Here is a 25,708-nt window from a genome sequence, read left to right on the forward strand (position 1 = left end):
TAATTAAGAGAATAGGTGAACAAATGGGTCACGCTGAAAGCAAATTCCAACCTGCAAATATTGCCGTTCTAACGGTATCTGACACTCGTTCTGAAGAAAACGATACCTCTGGTCGTTACCTAGCTGAGCATGCTCAAGAAGCGGGTCACAACGTAGTAGACAAGCAAATTGTTATTGATGACATGTACAAGATCCGCGCGATTGTTTCTCAATGGATTGCTGATGAAAGCGTACAAGCGATCATGATTACTGGCGGTACAGGTTTCACCTCACGTGATAGCACGCCAGAAGCACTTAAGCCTCTATTTGATAAAGAAGTTGAAGGTTTTGGTGAGTTGTTCCGTATGGTGTCGTACGAAGAGATCGGTACGTCTACGATTCAGTCTCGTGCGATTGCTGGTTTTGCTAACCACACCGTGATCTTCGCAATGCCAGGTTCAACGGGTGCGTGTCGCACAGGCTGGACAAAAATTATTAAACAGCAGTTGGATGCAAGTCATCGCCCTTGTAACTTCATGCCACACCTATCTGTATAACCTTTCCTAAAAGCGAAGGAAAAACAATGACCCAATTTACACATATCAATGCTTCTGGCGAAGCAAACATGGTTGACGTGTCAGCAAAAACGGAGACGGTTCGTGAAGCTCGTGCTGAAGCATTTGTTCACATGGCCCCAGAAACACTTCAACTGATTGTCTCTGGCCAGCACCATAAAGGTGATGTATTTGCGACGGCTCGTATTGCTGGTATTCAAGCTGCGAAGAAAACCTGGGATTTGATTCCACTTTGTCATCCGCTACTACTCTCTAAAGTTGAAGTTCAACTGGAAGCTATCGAAGCAGAAAACAAAGTTCGCATCGAATCAGTATGTAAACTTGCGGGTAAAACTGGCGTGGAAATGGAAGCGCTCACGGCAGCTTCCGTTGCTGCTCTAACGATTTACGATATGTGTAAAGCAGTACAAAAAGACATGGTTATTGGTCAAGTTCGTCTATTAGAGAAAACGGGTGGTAAATCTGGTCACTTTAAGGTGGAATCATGATTAAAGTACTTTTCTTTGCTCAAACTCGCGAGCTGATTGGCATCGACAGTGTCGAGTTAGACGGGCCGTTTGAAACGGTTGAATCAATTCGTGCACATCTAGTGGAAGAAGGCACTGAGAAAGATGGCAAGTGGGATTTAGCGCTCGAGCCAGGAAAGCTACTTGCTGCAGTGAACCAATCCATCGTCCCTCTGGATACACAAGTAAAAGCAGGTGACGAAGTTGCGTTTTTCCCGCCGGTAACTGGGGGTTAAGATGGATTCTCGTGTTTCTGTACAAATTGAAGATTTTTCGGTCGAGCAAGAATATCAACGTCTATCTGAAGGGACGGCTGCCGGCGCTGTCGTTACATTCGTTGGTAAAGTTCGAGATATGAACCTTGGGGATAATGTCATTGGTTTACATCTAGAGCACTATCCGGGGATGACAGAGAAGAGCTTGAGCGACATTTGCGATCAAGCTGAGTCTCGCTGGCCACTATTAGGTGTACGCGTGATTCATCGTGTCGGAGACATGGATAGCGGTGATCAAATTGTATTTGTGGGCGTTTCCAGTGCGCACCGCGGCGCGGCATTTGATGCGTGCGAGTTCATCATGGATTATCTGAAAACCCAAGCACCATTTTGGAAAAAAGAGCGTACGACGAATGAAGATCGTTGGGTTGAGTCGCGCGACACCGATCATCAAGCTGCACAGCGTTGGGAAAAATAGAACTAACCCGCATTCTAGTGAAAAAAGCTAAGTGCTAATGGTACTTAGCTTTTTTTGTATTTATCTTCATTGTATTGCTCACTTTGTTTCAATATTTCCTATCTTTTGTCTGGTGATATTCTTCACAATAAAAGTTTTTTGCCCAATATATAAACAATTATTTGTTAGACTTGATTTGTCATAAATGTTAAATGATGTGTAAATATCTAGCATAAGATGCTAGTAAATGGTTTAAACTCAGATTAATCGAAAGTTTCGCCTGTTAAATGTCGCTTCTGGTCTTTATTTGGCTGGTGAATGCTTTGGGGTTAGAGTTTACTGCTAGATATGTGTGGTTTAGTCAGCATTATTGGTTTTTTTGCTACATTTTTATGGCAAATTACTTCAATGATTGCTAATGTGTGCCGCAGTCTTTGTAAGGTTTTAGACTTTTGTGCTCAGAAAGTGCACTAAAAAAATCTAAAACTCTGACCGTTCCAGGCCCTTACAAAGAAGTCATGGATGCTAACGAAAAAATTTGGAGTTTTACGCATGTATAAGAATAAAATCACGCGCGCTTTATTTATTGGTGCTGGTCTTTCTCTCGCTCTAGCTGGTTGTGGTGAAAAGCCTGCGGAGAAACAAGCTGCTGAGCCTGCTCCGGCTCCAGCCCCTGAAGCTAAATCTGATTCTAAAGAGCCAAAACTTGCTGCTGTTCAAGAATTGGTGCGTGGTAACGGTACAGAAGTTGCGACAATAGACCCTCATAAATCTCAAGGTGTTCCAGAATCCCACGTGATTCGCGATCTTCTTGAAGGCCTTGTAAACCAAGATGCGGACGGTAACACTATCCCTGGTGTTGCAGAATCTTGGGAAACTGAAGACAACAAAACATACACTTTCCACTTACGTGAAGACGCAAAATGGTCAAACGGTGATCCTGTCACTGCAGGTGATTTCGTTTACAGCTTCCAACGTGCAGTCGATCCAGCAACCGCCTCTCCATATGCTTGGTACATGGAATACACCAAGATGAAGAACGCAAAAGACATTGTTGCGGGTAAAAAAGATAAGAGCGAGTTAGGTGTTAAAGCGGTTGACGACCACACGTTAGTGGTTGAGTTAGATACTGCAGTACCATATTTTGTAATGATGATGGGCCACACGACAGTGAAACCTGTTCATCAAGCAACTGTTGAAAAGTTCGGCGATCAATGGACGAAGCCAGAGAACTTTGTAGGTAACGGTGCTTATGTTGTTGACAACTGGGTTGTAAACGAGCGTTTGGTTCTAAAACGTAACGAACAGTACTGGGACAACGAAAACACGACGCTTGACCAAGTGACTTTCTTACCAATCGAGAACCAAGTAGCGGAAATGAACCGCTTCCTAGCGGGTGAAATCGACTTCACGAACGAGCTGCCTACAGAGCACTTCAAGCGTCTGAAGAAAGAGCACCCACAAGAAGTGTCTGTAACCGGTAACTTATGTACTTACTACTACATCTTCAATACGAAGAAAAAGCCGTTTGATGATGTTCGTGTGCGTAAAGCGATTTCTTATGCGATTGACCGTAACATTGTGACTGATGCGATTTTAGGTCAAGGTCAAAAGCCAGCTTACTTCCTAACACCTGAAATTACGGCAGGTTTCAACCCAGAAATCCCTGCATACGGCAAAATGACGCAAGAAGAGCGTAACGCAGAAGCTGCGCGTCTATTGGAAGAAGCGGGTTACGGCGCAGACAACCCTCTTGAATTTAACCTTCTATACAATACATCAGAGAACCACAAGAAACTTGCGGTTGCACTGGGTTCAATGTGGAAGAAGACGCTTGGTCTAGACGTTACGCTAGAAAACCAAGAGTGGAAAACTTACCTATCTACCAAAGATTCTGGCAACTTTGAGGTTGCTCGTGCAGGTTGGTGTGGCGACTACAACGAAGCTTCATCTTTCCTAACGCTGATGATGAGTAATAACACTACTGGTGGTATTCACTACGACAGCAAAGAGTACGATGCGATCATGAACAAAGCATTTGCTTCAACCTCTGACGAAGAGCGCCAAGCACTTTACCTAGAAGCAGAGAAGTTGATGGCAAAAGATATGCCAATCGCACCTATCTACCAGTACGTGAAATCACGTCTACTATCACCGAAAGTTGGTGGCTTCCCAGTAAATAACGCGGAAGACAAGATTTACTCTAAAGATCTCTACATCACAGAGTAATTCGTAACTCGATAGAACTATAAAAATGAGGCTCTACATGTGAGAAATTGCATGTAGCGCCTATCTTTAGTCCAAAAGAATTGGACGACTTCTTTAATTTAACTGTCACAGACTGAAAGAGTGAGTTTATGCTTAAATTCATCGCAAAAAGGATATTTGAGGCGATCCCAACAATGTTGGTTTTGATCACCGTATCTTTCTTTCTTATGCGCTTTGCACCGGGAAACCCTTTCTCGACAGAGCGTCCATTGCCACCCGAAGTAATGGCAAATATCGAAGCTAAATATGGCTTGGATAAACCTGTATTTGAACAATACACCACGTATTTGACCAATGTTATCCAAGGTGATTTCGGACCGTCATTTAAATACCTTGATTACTCAGTAAACGAGCTGATCGCGGTTGCCTTACCTGTTTCGGCTAAAGTGGGCTTCATCGCCTTTATCTTTACTTTGATAATGGGGGTTACCGTCGGTACCATTGCTGCGCTCAAGCAAAATACTTGGATTGATTACACCATTATGTCGACTGCGATGCTTGGTGTCGTAATGCCATCCTTTGTATTGGCGCCTGCGCTTATCTACATATTCTCGCTTCACTGGAATATCTTCCCTGCGGGCGGTTGGCAAGATGGTAGCTGGCAGTATTTAGTGCTTCCTGTTATTGGTATGTCGCTACTGTATGTTGCTACCTTTGCTCGTATCACGCGTGGTTCGATGATCGAAACCCTAAACAGTAACTTTATTCGTACGGCACGTGCTAAAGGTCTAAGTTACCGTTACATCATTATCAAACACGCTCTTAAGCCGGCACTTCTCCCTGTTGTTTCTTACATGGGTCCAGCTTTCGTAGGTATCATCACCGGTTCCGTTGTTATCGAAACCATTTTTGGTCTGCCTGGTATTGGTAAACTATTCGTTAACGCTGCGTTTAACCGTGACTACTCGCTAGTAATGGGGGTAACCATTCTGATTGGTTTCCTATTTATTCTATTCAACGCGATTGTAGATATTTTACTTGCAATGATTGACCCGAAAATTCGCTACTAACAGGGACGTTTGGTTATGTTAACGAAAAAAGAAAACCTAGAAGCGATTGAGAAATTCTCCGAAAACTTGGAGATTGAAGGTCGCAGTCTTTGGCAAGATGCTCGTATCCGTTTCATGCGCAACAAAGCGGCGATGGTGAGCTTATTCCTTCTTGTTCTAATGACGTTGGCGGTTATTATCCTGCCAATGATCGCACCGTACACATTTGATGATACTGACTGGTACGCGATGCACGTTGCACCGAATGCTGACCATTGGTTTGGTACTGACAGCTTAGGCCGTGATTTATACGTGCGTACGCTAATTGGAGGTCGTATTTCGTTGATGGTAGGTGTTATGGGGGCATTTGTAGCGGTACTGATTGGTACGCTCTACGGCGCAGCATCTGGTTTCATCGGCGGTAAAGTTGACCGCGTAATGATGCGTATTCTAGAAATTTTATACGCGGTACCGTTTATGTTCCTGGTGATTGTACTGGTAACATTCTTCGGTCGTAACATCATGCTGATCTTCGTTGCGATTGGTGCTATCGCATGGCTAGATATGGCGCGTATCGTACGTGGTCAGACTCTTAGTCTACGCAGCAAGGAGTTTATCGAAGCGGCACATGTGTGTGGTGTAAGCAACTGGAAAATCATTACTCGTCATATCGTACCGAACGTACTGGGTATTGTAGCAGTATACTCTACGCTGCTTATCCCAAGTATGATTCTAACGGAATCATTCCTATCATTCCTTGGTCTTGGTGTTCAGGAACCAATGACAAGTTGGGGCGCTCTTCTACAAGAAGGTGCACAGACAATGGAAGTAGCAATCTGGCAGCTGGCATTCCCAGCAGTGTTCATGGTTGTGACGCTATTCTGCTTCAACTACGTTGGTGACGGCCTGCGCGATGCGCTGGATCCAAAAGACAGATAATTAAAAGATAAGATTAAGGAAGCAATGATGAGCTTATTAGATGTCAAAGATCTGCGCGTCGAATTCACCACGCAAGATGGTATCGTAACCGCAGTAAACGATTTGAACTTCTCTCTCAACCAAGGCGAAACCTTAGGTATCGTTGGAGAGTCGGGATCAGGTAAATCTCAAACCGTATTCGCAATCATGGGCCTTTTGGCTAAGAACGGTATTATTTCTGGTAGCGCAAAGTTTGAAGGCAAAGAAATCCTAAACTTACCAGAAAAAGAACTGAACAAAGTGCGTGCGGAACAGATCGCAATGATCTTCCAAGACCCAATGACATCACTGAACCCTTACATGAAAGTGAGTGATCAGTTGATGGAAGTGCTTATGCTGCACAAAGGCATGGGCAAAGCGGAAGCATTTGAAGAATCAGTACGCATGCTGGAAGCGGTAAAAATCCCTGAAGCGCGTAAGCGTATCACGATGTACCCGCATGAGTTTTCAGGCGGTATGCGTCAGCGTGTAATGATCGCGATGGCGTTGTTATGTCGTCCTAAACTGCTTATTGCCGATGAGCCAACAACAGCACTTGATGTGACGGTACAAGCACAGATCATGGACTTGTTGAATGAGCTGAAATCTGAGTTCAACACAGCGATCATCATGATCACGCACGACCTTGGTGTGGTTGCAGGTTCGTGTGACAAGGTACTGGTGATGTATGCAGGCCGTACCATGGAGTACGGCAACGTAAACGAAATTTTCTATAATCCAAGCCATCCTTATGCGGAGGGTCTGCTGAAGGCGATTCCTCGCCTCGATACTGAGGGTGAAATTCTGCCGACCATTCCTGGCAATCCACCAAACTTGCTTCGTTTACCGCCGGGCTGCCCTTATCAAGAGCGCTGTCACCGTGTGATGGATCGTTGTAAGCGCGAGGCGCCAATTCTGACACCATTTGGTGATGGTCGTCAGCGTGCATGTTTTTCTGAATGGGAGGCTTGGAACAAATGAACGCAGTAGACAAAAAACTAATTCTGGACATTTCTGAGCTGAAAGTTCACTTCAGCATTGCCTCAAAGTCGGCATGGCCGTGGTCAAAGCCTTCGAGCCTGAAAGCGGTAGATGGCGTGAATGTTCGACTATACGAAGGGGAAACGCTTGGTGTAGTAGGTGAATCAGGTTGTGGTAAATCGACGTTTGCTCGTGCCATCATTGGTCTGGTTGAAGCTACTGACGGCCAAGTAGTGTGGTTGGGTCAAGACCTTACTAAAATGAAAAGCGTTCAGCGCCGTGAGACGCGTAAAGAAATTCAGATGATTTTCCAAGACCCATTGGCATCGCTGAATCCGCGTATGACTGTTGGTGATATCATCGCTGAACCTCTTGAGACATTCTATCCAGAACTGTCTAAGCAGGAAGTGAAAGATCGCGTTAAAGAGATGATGGCGAAAGTTGGCCTATTACCTAACGTGATTAACCGTTACCCACACGAGTTCTCGGGTGGTCAGTGTCAGCGTATCGGGATAGCGCGTGCGCTTATCCTTAAGCCTAAGATGATCATTTGTGACGAGCCAGTATCGGCGCTTGATGTATCTATTCAAGCTCAGGTTGTTAACCTGCTTAAAGAGATTCAAAAAGAGTTAGGGCTTTCTCTGGTATTCATTGCGCATGACTTGTCTGTCGTTAAACACATTTCAGATCGCGTTTTAGTTATGTATTTAGGTAATGCCGTGGAACTTGGCGAGGCCGAGGCTCTGTTTGCTGATCCTAAGCACCCATATACGCGTGCGCTGATGTCTGCGGTTCCGATCCCGGACCCGGATATTGAGCGCAATAAGAAAATCCAAATGCTAGAGGGTGATCTTCCTTCACCTATCAACCCACCGTCGGGTTGTGTATTCCGCACTCGTTGCCCACAAGCAACCGAAGAGTGTGCGAAGACGAAGCCAACCATTTTAGGTAATGACGTTCACGCGGTATCTTGTTTACACGTTAGTGTATAAATTCAGCCTGTGACGGGCTTAAGCGCGACACCTTCATCGGGTCGCGCTTTTTTTATGTGTCTGATTTATACATTCGAATTTCTTGAACATGATGTCCTAAGTTCGATGATTCTCTGTTTGATAGGAAACGCTAATATAGACACAAACAGAACGAGAGGAGAGCAATCATGGGTAAGTTGGTTGAAGGTGTTTGGCAAGATGTCTGGTATGACACAAAATCAAATGGTGGCAAATTTGTGCGCGAAGATGCCGGATTCCGTAACTGGGTTAAAAACGACCCTGATGCGGAGTTTACACCAGAGTCCGGTCGATACCATTTGTATGTCTCTCTTGCTTGTCCTTGGGCACATCGAACCCTCATTTTCCGCAAGCTGAAAGGTTTAGAACCACATATTGATGTCACGGTCGTTTGCCCTGATATGCTCAGCCAAGGTTGGCAAATGGGGCTTCCTGAGCCATTGTTTGGTCACACGCGCATGTATCAAATTTACACGCAGGCCAAACCCGATTACACGGGCCGCGTAACCGTGCCTGTACTTTGGGATAAAAAGACCAATACTATTGTGTCAAACGAGTCGTCAGAGATCATTCGCATGTTTAACTCGGAGTTCAATGCGTTAACAGGGAATCACGACGACTACTATCCAGAACATCTAAAACACGTTATTGATGAGTGGAACGATTTTGTTTATCCGAATGTCAACAACGGAGTGTATCGTTGTGGCTTCGCGACTACGCAAGAGGCGTATGAAGAAGCGTTTGATTCTTTGTTTAATGCGTTAGATAAAATCGATGCTCACCTAGCGACGCATCGTTACTTAGCAGGGAACACAATTACTGAGGCGGATTGGCGTTTGTTTACGACTCTTATTCGTTTTGATGCGGTGTATGTGGGGCATTTCAAGTGTAACAAGCAGCGCGTCGCAGACTACGAAAATATACAAGGCTACTTAAAAGAGTTGTATCAAGTTGAAGGCGTCGAAGATACGACGGATTTCTATCACATTAAACGCCACTACTACTTCAGCCACACTGGGATTAATCCGACGCAAGTTGTACCAAAAGGGCCTGATTTAGACCTAAATACTCCTCATGGAAGAGAAAGGATTGGCTAGTTTGCTGCTTCCATCGCAAATGAAAAAGTACTTAACGGTTAGCAATGCCGTTAAGTACTTTTGTGTCATCTAAATACCGGGAGTAGGAAGTTTACTTTTTCATTCATCGCCACCTTACTTAGCGCGTACGATGTCCATCACTAGCTTTCCGTCCACTTTTACAGGACCGTCCTCTTTAACGCCGAGCGTATACTCAAACACACCAGTCTTCATGCCACCTTTCTCTCCGTGGACCATTAACATCAGCATATCGCCTGATTCTACTGGTTCCATCAAAATTGCATTTACGTTTTCATTCTTTCCCATTTTTAACGGAGCGTAGCCGATAACAGGACCAGGCTTCATTGATTCGTCTGTTCGGTGGACAACCATCCACCCATTGTCATCAGCATGAGCCATTTCAGCGGTCACCGTTCCTCCGGACATATCTTGATCGACGCCTTTAATACTCGGGGCGGAAAAGCTGAATGAAGAAAAACTAATCAGAAACGCAGCTAAACCAAACTTTATCAGTGATGTATTGATGAAATCCTTCATATATATTCCTTAGCAGTCAATGAGTTTGTGCATTGCAGTAGCTTTTACGTATTTCCTAGCAAAAAAGTTTAGCTAAAACGTAAATAATGTCGATAAATTGAACAGGGACCGTGCTGCTTTGGAGCCAATGCATTTTGGGGAGTGGGTCAATCGGTGTAAGAACAAGCACGAGCAATGTCGATTAGGTATGGGGGGCGATAGGAAGAAAAGCTTTGTGCACCAGTAATTATAGGTTGTGCAGTGATTGGTATAAAAAACAAATAAGTGTTCTGGCCAGCAATAGAAAAAGCCCTCGACGAATCGAGGGCTTTGTATCTATATCCAACTAGATGTTAGAAGCGATTATTTAGCTTCTTGGTCTGCTTGGATAGCTGTTAGAGCGATGGTGTACACGATGTCGTCTACTAGCGCGCCACGAGACAAGTCGTTTACAGGCTTACGCATACCTTGCAGCATTGGACCGATAGATACTAGGTCAGCTGAACGTTGTACCGCTTTGTAAGTTGTGTTACCCGTGTTTAGGTCTGGGAATACAAATACTGTCGCTTTACCTGCAACTGGAGAGTTTGGTGCTTTAGAAGCAGCAACGTTTTCCATAATAGCAGCGTCGTACTGTAGAGGACCGTCAATGATAAGATCAGGACGTTTCTCTTGAGCCAGTTTTGTTGCTTCACGTACTTTATCAACGTCTGCACCCTTACCAGATTCACCAGTAGAGTAAGAGATCATTGCAACGCGTGGTTCGATACCAAATGCTGCTGCAGAGTCAGCAGATTGGATAGCGATTTCAGCAAGCTGTTCAGCAGTTGGATCTGGGTTGATTGCACAGTCACCGTAAACCAGTACTTGATCAGGCAGAAGCATGAAGAATACTGAAGATACGATAGACGCATTTGGTGCCGTCTTGATGATTTGGAACGGAGGAACGATAGTGTTCGCCGTAGTGTGAACAGCACCAGAAACTAGGCCGTCAACTTCGTCGTTCTCAAGCATCATTGTGCCTAGGAATACTGAATCTTGTAGCTTCTCACGAGCCACAACTTCAGTCATGCCTTTCGCACCGCGCAACTCAACTAGGCGAGCAACGTAGTTTTCACGAACAGCATCTGCATCAATGATGGTTACACCAGTACCTAGCTCAACGCCTTGTTGAGCCGCTACGCGACGGATTTCATCTGGGTTACCTAGAAGTACACAGTCTGCAATGCCGCGTTCAGCACAGATTGCTGCTGCTTTAACAGTGCGTGGTTCGTCACCTTCTGGAAGAACGATACGCTTACCTGCTTTACGAGCAAGTTCAGTTAGCTGGTAACGGAACGCTGGTGGGCTTAGACGACGAGACTTCTGAGTGCCTTCAGTCATAGACTCGATCCAGTTACCGTCGATGTGGCCAGCAACGTGTTCGTTGATGAACTCGATACGCTCTTTATCGTCTGCAGGTACTTCGATGCTGAAGCTCTGTAGGTTTAGAGACGTTTGCCAAGTGTTACCTTGTGCTTTGAAGATAGGTAGACCAGTGTCGAATGCTGGTTTACATAGGCCTTCGATTTCGCTAGGGATATCGTAACCGCCAGTTAGCAGTACAGCACCAATATCCACACCGTTCATTGCAGCAAGAGAAGCAGCAACGATAACATCAGGACGGTCTGCAGAAGTAACAAGTAGAGAGCCCGGTTTGAAGTGCTCAATCATGTTTGGCAGAGAACGTGCACAGAAAGTGATGCTCTTGATGCGACGAGTGTTGATGTCACCTTCGTTGATGATATCTGCGTTCAGGTGTTTAGCCATGTCGATTGCACGAGTCGCAATCAGATCAATGCTCCATGGCACACAACCTAGTACACGAATTGGAGAAGTGTTGAAAATTTCCATCACTTTCAATTCGTTTTGTTTCGCGCTGTCTGCATCGTCAAAGATTTCAGATAGGTCAGGGCGAGTACGGCCAGCTTCGTCAACAGGAGCGTTTAGCTTGTTGATGATAACACCAGAGATGTTTTTGTTTTTAGTGCCGCCGAAGTTAGAACATGCTACTTCGATACGCTCTTTCAGTTGCGCAGGGTTATCAGTACCTGGAGTCGCAACTAGCACGATTTCTGCACCAAGTGTTGCCGCGATTTCCGCGTTTACTTGGTTTGCAAATGGGTGCTTACGAGTAGGTACAAGACCTTCGATTAGCGTAACGTCTGCGTCTTTGTTGATTTGGTTGTAACGTTCAACAACGGTTTCTAGCAGCTCGTCCATGTTGTCGTTACCGATTAGGCTTTCAGCAACAGACATCGCCATTGGTTCACCGATCTTCATATCGCTGTTACGACCAACGATAGTTGAAGTCAGATCTGGCTGATCACCACCTGAACGTGGCTGACAGATTGGCTTGTAGAAAGAAACTTTAACGCCTTTACGCTCCATAGCGCGAAGAACACCCATGCTAACGCTTGTTAGGCCAACGCCTGCGCTAGTAGGGATAAGCATAATAGTACGAGACATTCGTAGAGTACCTTTAGCTATTTGGGGGATAAAAGCTCAACTCTTATTCCATGAAGCTCGAAGAATAGGAGTTGAGCCCCTAAGAAATTCGTTTGAATGAAAATCTGGCTAGCCGAGTGGCTAGCCAGGAATTCAATTAAAGACCTGTCAGGCGAGCAGTGTCTTCAGCGATGACTAGCTCTTCGTTAGTAGAGATAACCATTGCAGGGATACGGCTGTTTTCAGTCGTGATAACGCCTTCGCCGCCGAAGCGAGCTTTAAGGTTAGCTTCGCTATCTACTTCGATACCGAAGATGCCAAGACGGTTTAGAACCATTTCACGGATAGGGCCAGAGTTCTCGCCGATACCGCCAGTGAAAGTGATTGCGTCTAGACGGCCTTCCATTGAAGCAGTGTAGCCAGCAACGTATTTAGCTAGACGGTGGCAGAACACGTCCATTGCGCGTGTTGCTTCTTCTTTTTGACCGTAGTTGTCTTCAACGAAACGACAGTCAGAAGTCACTTCAGTTAGACCTTGAAGACCAGACTCTTTAGTTAGCATCGTGTTGATTTGATCAACAGAGTAACCTAGAGCGTCGTGTAGGTGGAAGACGATAGCAGGGTCGATGTCGCCACAGCGAGTACCCATTACCAGACCTTCAAGTGGAGTAAGACCCATAGAAGTGTCTACAGATTGACCGTTCTTGATCGCACATACAGATGCGCCGTTACCTAGGTGACAGTTGATGATGTTTACTTCTTCAACTGGTTTGTTTAGTAGGCCTGCAACTTCACGAGTGATGAACAAGTGAGAAGTACCGTGCATGCCGTAACGACGGATACCGTGTTCTTTGTATAGGTTGTATGGAAGAGCGTATAGGTAAGACTCTTCAGGCATAGTTTGGTGGAACGCAGTGTCAAATACAGCAACGTTTTTCAGCTCTGGGAAGTTTTTCTTAGCCGCTTCGATACCGATGATGTGAGCAGGGTTATGAAGAGGTGCAAATGTTGCAGCGTCTTGAATACCTTTTAGAACTTCATCAGTAATTAGTGCAGATTGAGTGAACTGCTCGCCGCCGTGAACGATACGGTGACCGATTGCGCCTAGGTTAGCTTTAAGCTCTGGCTTAGAAGCAAGAATAGTTTCTACCATAAACGCTAGTGCTTCTTCGTGAGCTGCACCATTGCCTAGTTGAGCTTCGTGCTTGCCATCAAGTTTCCACTTGATGCGAGCTTCAGGAAGGTGAAGACACTCAGCAAGACCTGACAAGTGCTCGTCGCCGTTCTCGGCATCAACAACGGCAAATTTAAGAGAAGAACTACCGCAGTTTAAAACTAAAACTAGCTTAGACATGTATGACTACCTGTTATTCGTCTGATAAAAAAATCAGTTAAAGAATGAAAAATTAATCACAAGAATAGCCGATACCCAGAAGGCTGCGCACTAATCCTGGTCAAAAATTGTTCTAATTCCATATAAAGAAATAGTGATGAACCCTTCCATCACTATGATGCGATCCGTGCAGATAGATATCTCGGAGTTGCTTAAATTGTAAATAACAGCAACAATGAGATTGAGGGTCTGCAAAGGATAGCGATAATAAGCAATGATAACAAAAAAAATTTGAAAGAATATTAACTTTCATCAATTTTTTGTACCTTCAGTTGAAATGTTCAACTATTTTTTAGTGAGAGAGCGGTATGAGTAATAAAGTCGGATTGATCCATAGCCTGAAAGATGGCCAGAATTACATGGAGATCTGGCCAGTTCGTAAAGAGCTAAGCGCCATATTTCCGGAACAGCGTATCATTAAGGCGACTCGCTTTGGCATTAAAGTCATGCCGGCCGTTGCTGCGATCAGCGTACTCACTCAAATGGCATTCAACAATTACCACGCGTTACCTCAATCCATTGTTGTTGCCTTGTTTGCGATTAGCTTGCCACTTCAAGGCATTTGGTGGCTTGGTGCTCGATCCAACACGAAATTGCCGCCTTCTTTGGCCTCTTGGTATCGGGAGTTGCATCAAAAAATTGTGGAAACAGGTTTTGCATTAGAGCCTGTCAAAGCTCGCCCTCGTTACAAAGAGCTTGCGATAATACTGAACCGAGCGTTTCGCCAGCTCGATAAATCGTCATTAGAGCGTTGGTTCTAATTTAAATTGTTTGAAATGGAGTGTGCACTGGCCGCTCCATTTTTGATCCTGCCTCTATTACCTACTTTGACGGTCGTTGATGAAGCGAGCGAAGCTTTGTTTACCAAAGATTCTTTCCGGATGAAGAAGTCCCCCCGATCACAAATGTTGCTTTAGTGTTAAATCTTTCTTTTCTTTACTAAGACTTAGTAGTAATAATAAAAACAAGATGCGCAAGAAGTGCACAGTTATATGAACACAACAATACCGCCTTCAAACATTTGAATTCACGAGTCGATACACATATTGAAAGCTCGTGAAACAAGGACGAAGTCACATCAAGGAGTTATGATGAAAACGAAACGTTTATTAGCCACTGCCGTTCTATCAGCTACTGCTATTTTCTCTTCTACCAATGTACTGGCCGCCACTGCAACTGTCGCAGTTTCACAGATTGTCGAACACCCGGCGTTAGACGCGACGCGCCAAGGATTGCTTGATGGTTTGAAAGCGAAAGGCTACGAAGAAGGCAAAAATCTAGAATTTGATTATAAGACCGCACAGGGTAATCCAGCGATTGCGGTGCAAATTGCCCGTCAGTACGTCGGTGAAAATCCTGATGTGTTAGTTGGCATCGCGACACCTTCGGCACAAGCTTTGGTGTCGGCTACTCGCTCTATTCCTGTTGTCTTTACTGCGGTAACAGATCCGGTTGGTGCGAAATTGGTTAAGTCGATGGAACAACCAGGCAAAAACGTAACTGGCCTGTCTGATCTTTCACCCGTTGCTCAGCATGTCGATCTCATCCAAGAAATTCTTCCTCAGGTGAAAAGCATCGGGGTTGTATTTAATCCCGGTGAAGCTAATGCCGTGACTTTAGTTGAATTATTAAAAGAAAGCGCAAAAGCAAAAGGCATACAAGTGGTTGAAGCGACCGCACTAAAAAGTGCTGATGTTCAGTCTGCGACTCAAGCGATTGCAGCGAAATCAGACATTCTTTACGCCCCAACAGACAATACAGTTGCAAGTGCGATTGAAGGGATGATTGTGGCAGCGAATCAAGCGAAGAAACCTGTATTTGGTGGCGCGACGTCGTATGTCGAAAAGGGTGCTATTGCAGGCTTAGGTTTTGACTACTACCAGGTTGGTGTACAAACCGCGGATTACGTGGCGGCGATTCTTGATGGTCAAGAACCAGGCAAGCTGGATGTAAAAGTCGCGACGGGCTCTGACCTTGTAATTAATGAAAGCGCAGCATCTAAGCTCGGTATCAAGCTGCCAAGTTCTGTGGTTGAACGTGCGACAAGCATGCAATAAGTAACGCTTTTTGGGGTTAAGCCTGTCACGTTGGTTGGTAGACGCTTGCCCCAAAATTGATACTCGCCGGATTTCTCGTGTAGAGCATTCTGCTAGAGAAGAAGGGGAGTATACGTTAGAAGTCTTAAGTTCAGGTTGGTATTAGCCAGCCTGAGCATGCAGAAAGGAGCAGTTATGTCTGCATTTGCTTTTTTTGGTGCACTCGAAATTGGCTTGATTTATGGCCTAGTCGCTCTGGGTGTGTATCTTACGTTCCGTGTTCTCGATTTCCCCGATTTGAGTGTGGATGGCAGCTTTCCAATGGGAGCGGCGGTGGCTGCAACGGCGATTGTCGCAGGTATTAATCCTTGGCTTGCGACAATAATGGCGATGATAGCTGGTAGTATGACGGGGTGGGTAACCGCTTTTCTGGCTGTTCGGTGTGGTATTTTACACCTGTTAGCTTCCATTCTTACCATGATCGCTGCATTTTCAATTAATATTCGTATTATGGGCAAACCTAATATGGCGTTGCTTGGAGAGGATACGATTCTCACTCCGTTTGAAGCATTGGGCGATGCGATGTTTATTCGCCCTCTGGTTGTTGGGGTCTTAGTTCTTCTGTCCGCTTTCTTTGTCATTCGCCTGCTGAACAGCGACTTTGGTCTTGGTTTACGAGCCACGGGTGTGAATGCGCGTATGGTTTCTGCGCAAGGGGCGAGCACTGGCTTTTATACCTACTTTGGCTTGGCTTTATCCAACGGGTTTGTGGGATTCGCAGGCGCGTTGTTTGCACAAACGAACAGCTTTGCGGATGTGACCTCTGGCGTGGGCACCATTGTCGTTGGTTTGGCAGCTGTGATTTTGGGGCAGACCCTTATTCCCGGGCGCAAGATTTGGGTTGCGGTATTTGCGGTCATCATCGGTTCGGTACTTTATCGCCTTGCAGTGGCTTTCGCTTTGAGCTCTGGCATGTTTGGTTTACAAGCTTCAGACCTCAACCTGGTTACCGCAGTATTGGTGGCTGTGGCGCTTATTGCTCCAAAGCTAAAACAGAGCATGAGAGCGAAACAACGCGTTACTGATGCTAAACAAGCGGCATCAAAAAATGGTTCTGGGGAGGCATTATGATCGAACTAAATAATATTCAGGTCACGTTCAACCCTGGGACGATTTTGGAAAATCGTGCATTGAAAGGCGTCTCTTTAGAGGTTCCAGAGCATCAATTTCTTACCGTGATTGGTTCTAATGGCGCAGGAAAATCGACGTTGCTTGGTGCGGTGACAGGTGAGACGCCGATGATAGGTGGTCAGGTGATCATTGATGGCAAAGACGTCACCAAGCAGACGGTTGCCCAACGTGCGACGCAATGCGCCCGAGTGTTTCAAGATCCATTGGCCGGGACTTGTGGTGAACTGACGATAGAAGAGAACATGGCTCTAGCGCACATGCGTGGTAAAAAACGCAGCTGGGGGTTGGCGCTCTCTACCAAACGTCGCAAGCTGTTCCAAGAGCGAATTAGCATCCTCGGTCTTGGTTTAGAAGACCGCTTGGGCGATAGCATTGGGTTGCTGTCTGGTGGACAACGACAAGCCGTTAGCCTTGTGATGGCGACGTTATCGGAGAGTAAGTTGTTGTTGCTTGATGAACACACGGCTGCGCTTGATCCTCGTATGGCGGCGTTTGTTATCGACTTAACTAAACGTATTGTCGATGAGTTCGATTTAACCGTGATGATGGTGACGCATTCGATGAAAGACGCATTAGCATGTGGCGATAGGACCGTAATGCTTCACCAAGGTGAAATTGTGCTTGATGTGGCTGGAGAGCAGCGCGCTAACATGCAAGTACCAGACTTGTTGGATATGTTCTCCAAAGTGCGTGGTGAAGAGCTGGCAGATGACAGTCTTTTGTTGAACTAAGCGGTATCCGACAAGTCACTACGCCTACTAAGTGTGATCCTCCTTGCGAAAATTGGCTGATATGTCAACTCGCAGGGAGGATTTCTTGTCTCTAATTCTTCAATAAAATAGTGGCATATCCGATGACGAGGAGTGCCCATAATGAACCTGCCATTTATTTTTCATAGTCAAACTATTGATGGTTTAGCTTTTAATGACGAGCAAGTTACAGTCAGGCTGAAAACCGAGACATTGGATTTTGATTCCGTCTATGTGCGTATTGAGCCGGACAATGAAGAATATCTGGTCGACATGGCTCAAATTGGAACAGCTGGGGAATTGTTACTATGGGAGGCATCGTTTCGACCAAATCGAGATCGAGATGTCACACATTATGTGTTTAAGATCCTCAAAGACGGACAACAATACTGGCTCGATGCACGGGGTGTGCAAAAGCGTATTCCACCCAAAGAGTTCCACTTTAAGTTGAATGTAAACCATCAACCACCAAGCTGGGTCCAAGAGCAAGTTTTCTATCAAATCTTTCCTGACCGTTTTTCTGCTAGTAAAAGTGAGTCTGATATTCGCCACGCTTATGCGCAGTATGATTCTGCATCGATTGTCAAGGCGTGGGGAGACGCGGTAGGCTCTCACCAAAATACCGGGGCGCGTGAATTCTTTGGCGGCGACCTCAAAGGTGTAGAACAAAAGTTGGACTATCTTGAACAGCTCGGCGTTACTGCGCTTTATTTCAACCCGATCTTTTCTTCACCAAGTAATCATAAATATGACACCACCGATTACTTCACTGTTGACCCTATGCTCGGCACCAACGATCAGTTTGCTGAACTGTGTGAGAAAATCCGTGGTAAGAATATGAAGATTGTCTTAGACGCGGTGTTTAACCACACGTCAGTGCATCATCCTTGGTTTGATATCCAACAAAAAGGAGAAGGAGCGTATGGCAATCCGCAGTCAAAGTTCCGTGATTACTACTTTTTCGAAGGTGAAACCAATCACTACATTGGTTGGAAAGGCATTGGTAACTTACCGGTTCTGAACTTTGAAAATGAACAGGTGCGCGACTACATCTACCAAAGTGAAGATTCTGTCATCAAGTATTGGCTGAAGCCACCGTACTTGGTTGATGGCTGGCGGTTTGATGTAATCCATATGCTTGGCGAAGGAGACGGCGCGAAAAACAATGCTCATTATGTGGCAGCGTTTCGTAATGCGACTAAGTCAGTAAACCCGAATGCTTATGTGTTAGGTGAGCACTTTTTTGAAGCAACGCAGTGGTTGCAAGGTGATCAAGAGGATGGGGCGATGAACTACTACGGTTTTGCTCATCCAGTTCGAGCTTTTATCGCGCAGCAAGATATTATGTATGAACCAATCAACATTGATGGTTTGGAGTTTAAAGCATGGTTGGACGAAGCCAGAGCAAAAATTCCATTTTCGAATCAGCTATCGCAGCTAAATCAACTCGATAGTCATGATACTGCTCGTTTTATCACACTGGTTGATGGTGATAAGCGTAAAATGAACATCGCGCTAGCAATGCTTATGACTTACGTTGGCACGCCTTGTATTTACTACGGGAGTGAAGTCGGTCTAGAAGGAGGTCTAGACCCAGATAATCGTCGCTGTTTTCCTTGGAATGAAATTGAAAGTTCACAATGGCTATCGCTTTACCAACAATGGATCAAGATACGTAAACAATGTAAGCCTTTACAGTCGGGCTGTATTCAATGGCTTCATTGCACTAACAACCTGTTGGCGTACGCACGTGTACTGGGTCGTGAAGCAGTCGTTGTAATGATTAATCTCAGTGGTAATGAATGTTCAATCGATTTACCTATGTGGCAACTGGGCTTGGAGGTTAGCCAAGTTGTATCGTTGTTAGATGACACAGAACAGGTTGATTATAAAGGTCATATCTCTGTCAATATGTCTGCACAGAGCTGCAAATTATGGCGACTAAAGTGACACCACACTCTATATTGATTAAACTCCTTTAATATATAAACGGTCTCAAACAGCGCGCACACATTTGTTTGGTCTCTTGTTATCTGGTGCTGCATTGCATGCGTCACCAGATAACGAGTATCAATTTAATAGCAGTCATAAGAGACTATTGACCTTTCATATGTATGGTACTCAATGGTAAACCAAAGGCGATTTAGCCTCTCATTTGTCATCTTTTTTCCTCTGGCGTTATTTGTAGTGGTTTTACTCGTGACAACGAAAAATTACTATGATGCGGTTAACCGCTATATCGATTCTGAGTATTCGCGTATCGAGCGTGCAATGTCTCGCGGTATTAAAGTACTCACGGCTTTAGATTACAGCTTCACCAACTATACCAATTACGCTAACCCACTGTTTGAAGAACATAATTCTTTAGTCAAAGAAGGGCTTTGTTATCTTTGGCCTATAGATGTGTTATTACTCGATAGTGTTTATAGTGAAGGGTTACCTGCGGTTGACCTTGATTATATGATCGTAGGGGACGAAAGCTTATGCCAGCAAGGTTCAACGATTAACCAGTTAGCTGAACAAAAGGCGGGTTTTGCGCCGTCCTTGTCATTTCTGCACGATATTGAATCGCACATTGTTGGAATCCATTACATTGACAAGCGCGGTTACGTTATCTCCTCACCCGATACCTACGCAAAAAATTTCACAAGAGAGCTTTTGTCAACGCTAAAAGCCCGACCTTTTTGGCAAAAAACCGCGCAAGATAAAGTGAACATTACCTTGGCTGGACCAGGGCCTGTGTTGGACTCGATGGAAGGTCAAGTCATTAGTATGACGGTACCCGTCTATGAGAAAGGAGAACATCAAGGTGTTTTGTCTATTGATTTTGACATCAATACGCTCATGGCTTCGTCGCTAGGTCTTGTTGGTCAGTTTCATTTGGTTTCCAATTTACAATCCATTCCTTCAAACAGTACACGAATCAAACCAGTCGAATTAGAGCGATTGAGTGCGAATCACAGCATGTACTACGAGTACAACCTTTGGGATGAAGCTAAGAACCTAGCGGTTTTTGAAAAATACAGCCTTATTGTCGCACTATTTATTTACGTGCTGAGTACCGTCGTCTTGTTCTATGTGAATATGCATAGCGAGCGACGTTACTTTAAAGAACTGGCAGCAAGAGACCCAATGACCAGCTTATTGAATCGTCGAGGTATGCAAACCGTGTGGCGTAATAAGATGACAAAAAAACAGGTTGCTTTGGCAGTGTTCGATATTGATAACTTCAAGAAGATCAACGACACCTATGGTCATGATGTCGGTGATTCTGCAATTCAGCTTGTTGCAAAATGTATACGTGAAAATATTCGCCATACCGATGTTGCCTCAAGGTTTGGTGGCGAAGAATTCGTTTTAGCGATTTATGACGAAGATTCAGAAGGCATTAAACTCATTTTAGACAGAGTAAAAAAAGCCATAGATGAGCGCTCGACACGCGTAACGAAAGAAGGCTTTACGATCTCTGGCGGTGTGGTGTTTAGTAAAGAGAGCCGAGTAGAAAACTTTGATGAATTGTTTAAAGCGGCGGATGAAAAGTTATATCAAGCCAAAAGTACCGGCAAAAATAAGATCTGTTACTAGGATTTAGGTACAAAAAAGGACGAGATATTCGTCCTTTTTTGTGTTCGGGAGTTATGCAACCTGAGAGTTTAAGTCATCGCGGTAGCGTTGAATATGCTCAACAATTGGTGCGGCTTTGTTGAACGTTCTGATTTCTCTAAATAGGTCTTTTGCTTCAGGATAAGCCTGACGTAAGTAAGAGAACCATTGTTTTACGCGGTTTGGGTAATACAAGCCTTTATCGCCTTTCATCTCAAACTTGGAATAATAGATGAGCAACTCAACCACCTCGGGCCATGACATTGGCTGGTGGTTATGTTTTACCATATTGCCTAAGTTAGGGATATTGAAAGCGCCTCGGCACACCATCAAAGAGTTAACGCCAGTCGTTTCAATGCAACGTTGACCGTCTTCATAATTCCAAATTTCACCATTCGCTATCAGTGGGATATCGAAACGTTCGCGAATTTGGTTGATGTAATCCCATTTTATCTCAGAAGCTTTATAACCACCTTGTTTAGTACGTGCGTGTACGGTCAATTCATTTGCGCCAGCAGACTGAATGGCATCGACAATTTCAAAGCAATCTTCAGGGTTCTCCCAGCCAAGACGAATTTTTGCAGTTACGGGAATGGCTTCTGGAACGGCTTCTCGACAAGCTTTAACCACACGGTGAATGAGCTCAGGATGCTGAAGTAGAGCAGCACCACCTTTACTTTTGTTGACCATTTTGGCTGGGCAACCAAAGTTTATATCAATACCTCTGGCGCCAAGATTTGCCGCTTTAATTGCGTTCTCAGCCATCCAGTTTGGTTCTTGTCCCAACAATTGCACATGTACTGGCACACCAGATGCAGTCTGAGAACCTTGCAACAGCTCCGGGCATAAACGGTGAAATACATGATCGGGTAATAGCTGGTCGATTACGCGAACAAACTCCGTAACACACAGGTCATAGTCGTTTATCTCGGTCAGGATTTGGCGCATCAAATGATCTAAAACGCCTTCCATTGGGCCTAGTACTACTCGCATAGCTTGCCTAATACAGTTTGGTGGTAAAAAGGAGGGCGATTGTAGCGATGTAAGTTAAGTTTGTCATTAAAAGAGTCGAAGCGCCCAATGCAGTCAAACACACAACGTTAGGTTACGTGCTTTTGAGCTCTGAGGTATAATGCCGCCAAATTTATGGGAAACCAGATGTCATGCAATACACATTGATTGAAAAAGGTGAAGTTCACGTCGATGAATCTTGCCAATTTATCGAAGGCGCAGTGTTAGCTGCGAATCTGACGACAAAACCACTCGCTCCTGAAAAGTGGTTAGAGCCGCTATTAGGTGAGGGATTCAAAGCGATTCAACCAGCTGTGGAAGAGCAAATTCACAAGCAGCATAACCGAATTCAACGAAACGAATATTCCGTGCTAGAGCTAACAGGCAAAGAACCTGAACAACTTGCTGATTTTGCCGAAGGCTTTATGTCTGTTTGGCCAATGATTGAAGAACAGTGGCAAGACGTTGAGCTCAATGATGGATTACAGCGTATGCTGCAAGCATTACTGACCACTTTGATGCTGGCGATCGATGAGCCAGCAACGCAGCAACAGATGCGTGACGCAGGTATTGAAACGCCACCGGCCCTGACAGATTTAGTCGACCAGCTTGATTTAATGGTCGGTGAAGTCGCGCTGGGCGCGGATGAGTTGATGGTAGGCAATAAAGCTCAAAGCCTAAACCCATTCAAAGGTATCGGGCGCAATGATCCCTGTCCTTGTGAGAGCGGAAAAAAATTCAAGCAGTGCTGTGGTCAATCACGCGGCTAAATCGAATCGCCGCGCTATCCACTTAACAAAAAGCCGACCAGATGGTCGGCTTTTTGTTAATTTTTACGCGTCAGTAGGATTAACGAATTGGATTAACGCGTTTTGCAGGGAAGAATTGTGCAATTACAATTAATGCCAAAGCGATTAAATTGCCTGCAAAAATTACTACTAACCATTGTGGCATTGATAAATCAAGGAGCTGCCACACAACCTTAGAGCAATCACCATATGCTTCAAACATCCAAGGAACCCACTGATTGAGCGGAGCCCAGCTAGGGAATGTGACGAATAAATCGCAAGTCGCGAATGGTGATGGATTAAACTGGTAGTCAACGTGCTGCATTGCAAGTAACAAACCCTTGTAAGCACTTAATCCCCAGCCTATCAAACCTAGCCAGCGGAAAATTGGGTTCTTGGGTGCCAATATACCAACCATTGCAGCGACGCCCACTCCCATCATCGCGACTCTTTCATAAATACACATGACACATGGTGCAAGCATCATGACGTGCTGAAAATAGAGGGCACATGCTTCAAAGAAAACGACGAATAGCAGAAGCAGTAGCCACGATAAACGTCCCTTTGAAAACTGGTTAAGTGAATTTAAAATAGTCACGTTTTTGTTCCTGTCTGAAATAGAAAAAGCTCTGAATACTCAGAGCTTTTTATCGTGGATAAGTTTCCTAATCAACTCAAATTTTAGTGACCACCGGATACTACGGGAGTCAGATCACCACTATGAGGTAAAATCCAACCAGCTTCGTAGAAAGAAGCTGTTGCAGGCTCTAGGAAGAACATGATTCCCATCAGACCGACAATCGCAAGAACGACGGTGTAAGGCAGCGCCATGATAACCATTCGACCGTAAGACAGACGAATTAATGGAGCGAGAGCCGATGTGAGTAAGAATAGGAATGCCGCTTGACCGTTTGGCGTTGCAACAGAAGGCAGGTTAGTACCAGTATTGATTGCCACCGCCAGTAAGTCGAACTGATCACGAGTAATGAGGCCCTCAATGAGTGCAGTTTTTACTTCATTGATGTAAACCGTACCAACGAACACGTTATCCGACACCATAGATAATAAGCCATTCGCCACATAGAACAGAGCTAGCTGAGTACCTTTATCTTCAACGGCAAGCACCGCATCGATGACTGGTTTAAACAGCTCTTGATCAATGATTACAGCAACGATCGAGAAAAATACAGCAAGCAGTGCAGTGAAGGGCAGGGCCTCTTCAAACGCTTTCCCCATGGAGTGCTCTTCAATGACACCAGTAAATGCGGTCGCTAAAATGATCACAGAAAGGCCAATTAAGCCGACAGCCGCTAAGTGCAAAGCGAGTGCAACGATCAACCAAACCGCAATAAGACCTTGAACCCAGAGTTTTGCGACATCTTGATTTGTTCGCGTTTTACGCTCTTCACGGTCAAAATCGACGAGGATCTGACGAACGTTATTAGGAAGCTTCGCGCCGTAGCCAAACACTTTAAGCTTTTCAACTAAAGCACAAGTGATGAGACCACAGAAAAATACAGGTAGTGTCACTGGAGACATACGGATTAGGAATTCACCAAATAACCAACCCGCTTGGTCTGCAATAATTAAGTTTTGAGGTTCACCAACCATCGTGGTTACGCCACCTAAGGCAGTACCTACACCAGCATGCATCAACAAAGAGCGCAAAAAGGCACGATAGTTTTCTAAGTCATCACGCGTTAGTTCAGTGATCGTGTCATCTTGTGTATGGTCATGGTCACCGATAGGGTTACCAGACGCTACTTTGTGATAGATAGAGTAAAAGCCGATCGCCACGCTGATAACAACGGCGATAACCGTCAAGGCATCCAAAAATGCAGACAAAAATGCCGCAGCAAAGCAGAACGCGAGTGATAGTAGGGTTTTAGAGCGAATGCCAAGTAAAATTTTGGTAAAAATGAACAGCAATAGCTGCTTCATGAAGTAGATGCCCGCAACCATAAACACCAGAAGTAGCAGTACTTCGATATTTGCTACTAATTCGTGCTTAACTTGCGCAGGGCTAGTCATGCCGATAGCAATGGCTTCAATAGCAAGTAAACCGCCAGGTTGTAATGGGTAGCATTTTAATGCCATTGCTAGCGTGAAAATAAATTCAGCGACCAACAACCATCCAGCTACAAATGGGTTTATTAGGAAGAATACAATCGGGTTAATTATTAAGAAGGCTATAATGGCAACTTTGTACCAATCAGGCGCTTTACCAAGGAAGTTCTTGATAAAAGCGTTTCCGAGCGATATCGGCATGATAATTCTCTTTATAACAAAATTATGAATAGACACTACAATAGTGCTTAAGTATCTGTTTGTTAGACTTATTAACTAGTCTTTAAAAACAATAACTTAGCAAAACAACAATCCTTTGTTTATTGTAGTCTTGCCAAGTTACTTCCCCTGAACTCAAGCACCGCTCACTTTCGACCGCAAACTCTACACTCAGGCATTTATTAGTCAATAACAAAACGTGATGCTACCGACTAAAATGACTTTTTAAATGTAATAACGCGATCAAAACGGCGTTACTATACCATGAAAGTCTTAAAAAAATCCTCTTGGATTTTAAATGACGGTCAGTGACGAGAAAAGGCAAATTAAGAAAGAATATTAACTGTGATATACAAAGTAATTTTTCATATTTTGAATATAAAAATGTGACACGGTTGTCTTTATTTCTCCGAGATTTGTGAGCTGTTTAATTAAATGAAAATTCATATTTTACTGCTTTCGCTCGCATGTTAGAGCCTCTTAAATTGACACAACATATAGAGTATTAACTCTATGTTATGGAGTCATTTCCACTATTGATCGTAAATTTTCTCAAACCGCTAAGTAGTGGTATGATGAGTAGTATCGACCCTCAGAAATCAATATTGGATAAA

23 protein-coding genes are annotated in these 25,708 nt (G+C 44.6%); 17 read left to right on the top strand and 6 right to left on the bottom strand.

Annotated features, from left to right (window positions below):
* Window positions 1-23: 23 nt before the first annotated feature.
* From moaB to R7093_RS03325, 10 genes are all read left to right on the top strand, one after another.
* Window positions 24-536, top strand: a complete 513-nt coding sequence (moaB, locus tag R7093_RS03280; protein WP_042523114.1) for a molybdenum cofactor biosynthesis protein B — start codon at window positions 24-26, stop codon at window positions 534-536.
* Window positions 537-562: 26 nt separating this feature from the next.
* Complete coding sequence (gene moaC, locus R7093_RS03285) at window positions 563-1,042, top strand: cyclic pyranopterin monophosphate synthase MoaC (protein WP_005380779.1); 480 nt, start codon at window positions 563-565, stop codon at window positions 1,040-1,042.
* Complete coding sequence (moaD, locus tag R7093_RS03290; RefSeq protein WP_017636051.1) at window positions 1,039-1,296, top strand: molybdopterin synthase sulfur carrier subunit; 258 nt, start codon at window positions 1,039-1,041, stop codon at window positions 1,294-1,296. The genes moaC and moaD overlap by 4 nt, the downstream gene beginning before the upstream one ends.
* A gap of 1 nt (window position 1,297) precedes the next feature.
* Window positions 1,298-1,753 carry a molybdopterin synthase catalytic subunit MoaE gene (gene moaE, locus R7093_RS03295; RefSeq protein WP_017821374.1) on the top strand — a complete coding sequence of 152 codons (456 nt, stop codon included), beginning with the start codon at window positions 1,298-1,300 and terminating at the stop codon, window positions 1,751-1,753.
* Window positions 1,754-2,284: 531 nt separating this feature from the next.
* Window positions 2,285-3,961: an ABC transporter substrate-binding protein gene (locus R7093_RS03300; RefSeq protein WP_017633862.1), complete on the top strand. Its 1,677-nt coding sequence runs from the start codon at window positions 2,285-2,287 to the stop codon at window positions 3,959-3,961.
* Between the two features lie 128 nt (window positions 3,962-4,089).
* Window positions 4,090-5,010, top strand: a complete 921-nt coding sequence (oppB, locus tag R7093_RS03305; RefSeq protein ID WP_005380786.1) for an oligopeptide ABC transporter permease OppB — start codon at window positions 4,090-4,092, stop codon at window positions 5,008-5,010.
* A 15-nt stretch (window positions 5,011-5,025) separates the two neighbouring features.
* Complete coding sequence (oppC, locus tag R7093_RS03310; RefSeq protein ID WP_017633861.1) at window positions 5,026-5,928, top strand: oligopeptide ABC transporter permease OppC; 903 nt, start codon at window positions 5,026-5,028, stop codon at window positions 5,926-5,928.
* Between the two features lie 27 nt (window positions 5,929-5,955).
* Complete coding sequence (locus R7093_RS03315) at window positions 5,956-6,927, top strand: ABC transporter ATP-binding protein (protein WP_005380792.1); 972 nt, start codon at window positions 5,956-5,958, stop codon at window positions 6,925-6,927.
* Complete coding sequence (gene oppF / locus R7093_RS03320; protein ID WP_005387265.1) at window positions 6,906-7,919, top strand: murein tripeptide/oligopeptide ABC transporter ATP binding protein OppF; 1,014 nt, start codon at window positions 6,906-6,908, stop codon at window positions 7,917-7,919. The genes R7093_RS03315 and oppF overlap by 22 nt, the downstream gene beginning before the upstream one ends.
* Window positions 7,920-8,086: 167 nt before the next feature.
* A complete protein-coding gene (locus R7093_RS03325) occupies window positions 8,087-9,034 on the top strand; it encodes a glutathione S-transferase family protein (RefSeq protein WP_318146502.1) in 948 nt (315 codons plus the stop codon).
* Between the two features lie 114 nt (window positions 9,035-9,148).
* Here R7093_RS03325 and R7093_RS03330 read toward each other — a convergent pair whose 3' ends face one another.
* The 3 genes from R7093_RS03330 to R7093_RS03340 all read right to left on the bottom strand — a co-directional run bounded on the left by R7093_RS03330 (window position 9,149) and on the right by R7093_RS03340 (window position 13,391).
* On the bottom strand, window positions 9,149-9,571 hold the full coding sequence (locus R7093_RS03330) for a hypothetical protein (RefSeq protein WP_054576225.1): 423 nt from the start codon (window positions 9,569-9,571) through the stop codon (window positions 9,149-9,151).
* A 342-nt stretch (window positions 9,572-9,913) separates the two neighbouring features.
* The gene (gene pta / locus R7093_RS03335) at window positions 9,914-12,058 is read right to left on the bottom strand and encodes a phosphate acetyltransferase (RefSeq protein WP_033905765.1); all 2,145 of its coding nucleotides are present in this window, start codon (window positions 12,056-12,058) and stop codon (window positions 9,914-9,916) included.
* 136 nt (window positions 12,059-12,194) lie between these two features.
* A complete protein-coding gene (locus R7093_RS03340; RefSeq protein ID WP_005380807.1) occupies window positions 12,195-13,391 on the bottom strand; it encodes an acetate kinase in 1,197 nt (398 codons plus the stop codon).
* A gap of 347 nt (window positions 13,392-13,738) precedes the next feature.
* On the opposite strand from R7093_RS03340, the gene yfbV reads away from it, so the two are divergent.
* The 6 genes from yfbV to R7093_RS03370 all read left to right on the top strand — a co-directional run bounded on the left by yfbV (window position 13,739) and on the right by R7093_RS03370 (window position 20,991).
* Window positions 13,739-14,191, top strand: a complete 453-nt coding sequence (gene yfbV / locus R7093_RS03345) for a terminus macrodomain insulation protein YfbV (RefSeq protein WP_005380809.1) — start codon at window positions 13,739-13,741, stop codon at window positions 14,189-14,191.
* A 330-nt stretch (window positions 14,192-14,521) separates the two neighbouring features.
* Complete coding sequence (locus R7093_RS03350; RefSeq protein ID WP_017633858.1) at window positions 14,522-15,487, top strand: ABC transporter substrate-binding protein; 966 nt, start codon at window positions 14,522-14,524, stop codon at window positions 15,485-15,487.
* 174 nt (window positions 15,488-15,661) lie between these two features.
* Complete coding sequence (locus R7093_RS03355; RefSeq protein ID WP_012841584.1) at window positions 15,662-16,597, top strand: ABC transporter permease; 936 nt, start codon at window positions 15,662-15,664, stop codon at window positions 16,595-16,597.
* A complete protein-coding gene (locus R7093_RS03360; RefSeq protein WP_005387275.1) occupies window positions 16,594-17,388 on the top strand; it encodes an ABC transporter ATP-binding protein in 795 nt (264 codons plus the stop codon). Before R7093_RS03355 ends, R7093_RS03360 begins: the two co-directional genes overlap by 4 nt.
* A gap of 141 nt (window positions 17,389-17,529) precedes the next feature.
* Window positions 17,530-19,356 (top strand): maltodextrin glucosidase, encoded by a 1,827-nt coding sequence (malZ, locus tag R7093_RS03365; RefSeq protein WP_054576224.1) that lies wholly within the window; start codon window positions 17,530-17,532, stop codon window positions 19,354-19,356.
* Window positions 19,357-19,530: 174 nt separating this feature from the next.
* Window positions 19,531-20,991, top strand: coding sequence for a sensor domain-containing diguanylate cyclase (locus R7093_RS03370; RefSeq protein ID WP_054576223.1), 1,461 nt, complete (start codon window positions 19,531-19,533; stop codon window positions 20,989-20,991).
* Window positions 20,992-21,042: 51 nt separating this feature from the next.
* On the opposite strand, the gene dusC is transcribed toward R7093_RS03370, so the two are convergent.
* Window positions 21,043-22,002: a tRNA dihydrouridine(16) synthase DusC gene (gene dusC / locus R7093_RS03375; protein ID WP_017633856.1), complete on the bottom strand. Its 960-nt coding sequence runs from the start codon at window positions 22,000-22,002 to the stop codon at window positions 21,043-21,045.
* A gap of 170 nt (window positions 22,003-22,172) precedes the next feature.
* On the opposite strand from dusC, the gene R7093_RS03380 reads away from it, so the two are divergent.
* Window positions 22,173-22,790 (top strand): YecA family protein, encoded by a 618-nt coding sequence (locus tag R7093_RS03380; protein WP_033905759.1) that lies wholly within the window; start codon window positions 22,173-22,175, stop codon window positions 22,788-22,790.
* A gap of 79 nt (window positions 22,791-22,869) precedes the next feature.
* On the opposite strand, the gene dsbB is transcribed toward R7093_RS03380, so the two are convergent.
* The gene (dsbB, locus tag R7093_RS03385) at window positions 22,870-23,406 is read right to left on the bottom strand and encodes a disulfide bond formation protein DsbB (protein ID WP_031779052.1); all 537 of its coding nucleotides are present in this window, start codon (window positions 23,404-23,406) and stop codon (window positions 22,870-22,872) included.
* A gap of 83 nt (window positions 23,407-23,489) precedes the next feature.
* Window positions 23,490-25,076: a Na(+)/H(+) antiporter NhaB gene (gene nhaB / locus R7093_RS03390; protein ID WP_005380822.1), complete on the bottom strand. Its 1,587-nt coding sequence runs from the start codon at window positions 25,074-25,076 to the stop codon at window positions 23,490-23,492.
* Window positions 25,077-25,708: the final 632 nt, after the last annotated feature.

Source organism: Vibrio sp. 1580 (genome assembly GCF_033340055.1).

What these genes read in the sequence shown, in the direction of transcription:
- moaB (WP_042523114.1), top strand. Translation starts at nt 24, where the DNA reads ATGGGTCACGCTGAAAGCAAATTCCAACCTGCAAATATTGCCGTTCTA.
- moaC (WP_005380779.1), top strand. Translation starts at nt 563, where the DNA reads ATGACCCAATTTACACATATCAATGCTTCTGGCGAAGCAAACATGGTT.
- moaD (WP_017636051.1), top strand. Translation starts at nt 1,039, where the DNA reads ATGATTAAAGTACTTTTCTTTGCTCAAACTCGCGAGCTGATTGGCATC.
- moaE (WP_017821374.1), top strand. Translation starts at nt 1,298, where the DNA reads ATGGATTCTCGTGTTTCTGTACAAATTGAAGATTTTTCGGTCGAGCAA.
- R7093_RS03300 (WP_017633862.1), top strand. Translation starts at nt 2,285, where the DNA reads ATGTATAAGAATAAAATCACGCGCGCTTTATTTATTGGTGCTGGTCTT.
- oppB (WP_005380786.1), top strand. Translation starts at nt 4,090, where the DNA reads ATGCTTAAATTCATCGCAAAAAGGATATTTGAGGCGATCCCAACAATG.
- oppC (WP_017633861.1), top strand. Translation starts at nt 5,026, where the DNA reads ATGTTAACGAAAAAAGAAAACCTAGAAGCGATTGAGAAATTCTCCGAA.
- R7093_RS03315 (WP_005380792.1), top strand. Translation starts at nt 5,956, where the DNA reads ATGAGCTTATTAGATGTCAAAGATCTGCGCGTCGAATTCACCACGCAA.
- oppF (WP_005387265.1), top strand. Translation starts at nt 6,906, where the DNA reads ATGGGAGGCTTGGAACAAATGAACGCAGTAGACAAAAAACTAATTCTG.
- R7093_RS03325 (WP_318146502.1), top strand. Translation starts at nt 8,087, where the DNA reads ATGGGTAAGTTGGTTGAAGGTGTTTGGCAAGATGTCTGGTATGACACA.
- R7093_RS03330 (WP_054576225.1), bottom strand. Translation starts at nt 9,571, where the DNA reads ATGAAGGATTTCATCAATACATCACTGATAAAGTTTGGTTTAGCTGCG.
- pta (WP_033905765.1), bottom strand. Translation starts at nt 12,058, where the DNA reads ATGTCTCGTACTATTATGCTTATCCCTACTAGCGCAGGCGTTGGCCTA.
- R7093_RS03340 (WP_005380807.1), bottom strand. Translation starts at nt 13,391, where the DNA reads ATGTCTAAGCTAGTTTTAGTTTTAAACTGCGGTAGTTCTTCTCTTAAA.
- yfbV (WP_005380809.1), top strand. Translation starts at nt 13,739, where the DNA reads ATGAGTAATAAAGTCGGATTGATCCATAGCCTGAAAGATGGCCAGAAT.
- R7093_RS03350 (WP_017633858.1), top strand. Translation starts at nt 14,522, where the DNA reads ATGAAAACGAAACGTTTATTAGCCACTGCCGTTCTATCAGCTACTGCT.
- R7093_RS03355 (WP_012841584.1), top strand. Translation starts at nt 15,662, where the DNA reads ATGTCTGCATTTGCTTTTTTTGGTGCACTCGAAATTGGCTTGATTTAT.
- R7093_RS03360 (WP_005387275.1), top strand. Translation starts at nt 16,594, where the DNA reads ATGATCGAACTAAATAATATTCAGGTCACGTTCAACCCTGGGACGATT.
- malZ (WP_054576224.1), top strand. Translation starts at nt 17,530, where the DNA reads ATGAACCTGCCATTTATTTTTCATAGTCAAACTATTGATGGTTTAGCT.
- R7093_RS03370 (WP_054576223.1), top strand. Translation starts at nt 19,531, where the DNA reads ATGGTAAACCAAAGGCGATTTAGCCTCTCATTTGTCATCTTTTTTCCT.
- dusC (WP_017633856.1), bottom strand. Translation starts at nt 22,002, where the DNA reads ATGCGAGTAGTACTAGGCCCAATGGAAGGCGTTTTAGATCATTTGATG.
- R7093_RS03380 (WP_033905759.1), top strand. Translation starts at nt 22,173, where the DNA reads ATGCAATACACATTGATTGAAAAAGGTGAAGTTCACGTCGATGAATCT.
- nhaB (WP_005380822.1), bottom strand. Translation starts at nt 25,076, where the DNA reads ATGCCGATATCGCTCGGAAACGCTTTTATCAAGAACTTCCTTGGTAAA.